Annotated in this window: 1 protein-coding gene and 2 pseudogenes; 1 reads left to right on the plus strand and 2 read right to left on the minus strand. The window is 43.2% G+C overall.

The features are described from left to right. Both C7N83_RS13790 and C7N83_RS13795 read right to left on the minus strand, forming a co-directional pair. Positions 1–217 (minus strand): annotated as a pseudogene (locus tag C7N83_RS13790) (IS256 family transposase); the annotation flags it as partial. Positions 218–427: 210 nt separating this feature from the next. Further along, a pseudogene (locus C7N83_RS13795) lies at positions 428–1225 on the minus strand (IS256 family transposase); the annotation flags it as partial. Between the two features lie 84 nt (positions 1226–1309). Between C7N83_RS13795 and C7N83_RS16685 the strand changes: the two are divergent. Then, complete coding sequence (locus tag C7N83_RS16685; RefSeq protein ID WP_281256785.1) at positions 1310–1444, plus strand: hypothetical protein; 135 nt, start codon at positions 1310–1312, stop codon at positions 1442–1444. Positions 1445–1697 lie beyond the last annotated feature (253 nt).

The raw sequence follows: 1697 nt of genomic DNA on the forward strand, positions 1-1697 counted from the left end.
AACTGCCGGAACCGGTTTTGACGGTTTTTTTGCTGTGGCCGTTACGCCGGCCGGGCTGCAACTGTTTTTGTTCGAGGTATTGTCCGGTTTCGGCTTCCAATGCGGCCTTGGCCGGTTGTTTGATGGGTGGGGTAAGGGGGCCGTCTTTACCGGTCAGTGCCTGTCCGGACTGAAGGTGCCTGAGTGCGGTTTCGAAATCAAATGCGGGTTTGGTCATGTGTCTTCTCTTTTATGGAGGTTTAGGGGATTGACACAGATTTTTGAACAGTACCAAAACCAATGCTTTCAGACGGCCTTTTGTTCAACGCCCAAATCAAACGGAAACATAAAATTGATCCTACCCTATATTCTGTGTAAACACCTATTTCAACTAAAGGTGGTCGCTTATGCAATCACCAAAATCAATTATAAAAAGGTTTAATGCCTGTCACCAGTTTTGAATCGGCATCGCCCATTTCTTAGAGGTATCCTTAATAGCAAGCCATACCTTAAATACCGAATCATCTGTCAGGAATACATTGCGTTTCTTGATAGCCCTACGGATAACGCTGTTCAGTGATTCTATCGCATTTGTCGTATAAATTGCTTTGCGAATGTCGTCAGGATAACTAAACAATGTAGCAATATTAGCCCAATTTGATTTCCAACTTTTTAAGGATATTTTGATTGCCGGCGCTATTCGAAATTATCGGGTGCCATTAATGCGGCTGTTTCTGTCAGGGGTTGATACACGGATTTTAAATCAACCGTGACGGCTTTATAATCTTTCCAAGATACGAAACGCAAATTGTTACGTACTATATGAACGATACACAGTTGGATTTTTGTATCTTGGAAAGCTTTTTAAACCATCTGCACAGGCAGTTAAAATCTTGTAAACCTTGATTTTTAAGCCCGCTTAGTACGTTTGCCCAGAATTTGGCACCTTCATTTTCAGCAATCCAAAGTCCGAGTAATTCTTTTCGTCCTTCAAGATTGATACCTAAAGCAACGAAAACAGATTTATTGATAATCCGCCTATCTTGGCGTACTTTAACCACGATACAATCAAGATAAACAATAGCATAAACCGCGTCTAATGGACGATTTTGCCATTCTGGCACACGCTCTTTCTCTGCCTCGGTGACACGCTGGTAGAAACGTCGGCCTCATAGGGTTCTTTGAACATCTCGACAATCTCTTGATTACTTAATCCTTTGGCATATAATGAAATAATCTGGTCATCCTGTGATGCGGGTTTGATATAATAGTCAAAAAAATTAAATTCAGCACAATACCACATATGGCATACTCAAAAGACTACCGGCAAATGATACTGAACAAACTTGCAGCAGGTGCTTCCTATCGGGCACTGGCCGGTGGAGACAGCATCAGCAAAGCCACCATACAAAACCGGAAAAAACGGCTGGAGAAAAAATTGTTACCACACGCAAGTCAAAAATAAGCATGGAAAAATTACGGCAGGGCGTCGGACAAGTATCCCGACCGACCACTTCCAAAGTGGGCAGACTGTGCGCTTTAACTGCACCCAACGGGCAATCCGCATAACACTCAAACGGCTCAAACTATCTCAAAAAAAAGAGATTGGACCACCGGCAGGCCAATGAAGCCGAGAGGGCTCATTTTCTTGAGCAACTACAAGGTTGTCAGCAAGAAAACAGACCCATTGTTTACCTTGATGAAAGCGGCTTCAACCG

Source organism: Neisseria iguanae, assembly GCF_003013245.1.
Lineage (GTDB): Bacteria > Pseudomonadota > Gammaproteobacteria > Burkholderiales > Neisseriaceae > Neisseria > Neisseria iguanae.

Coding starts and splice junctions, on each gene's coding strand:
- C7N83_RS16685 (WP_281256785.1), top strand. CDS start 1,310: ATGATACTGAACAAACTTGCAGCAGGTGCTTCCTATCGGGCACTGGCC.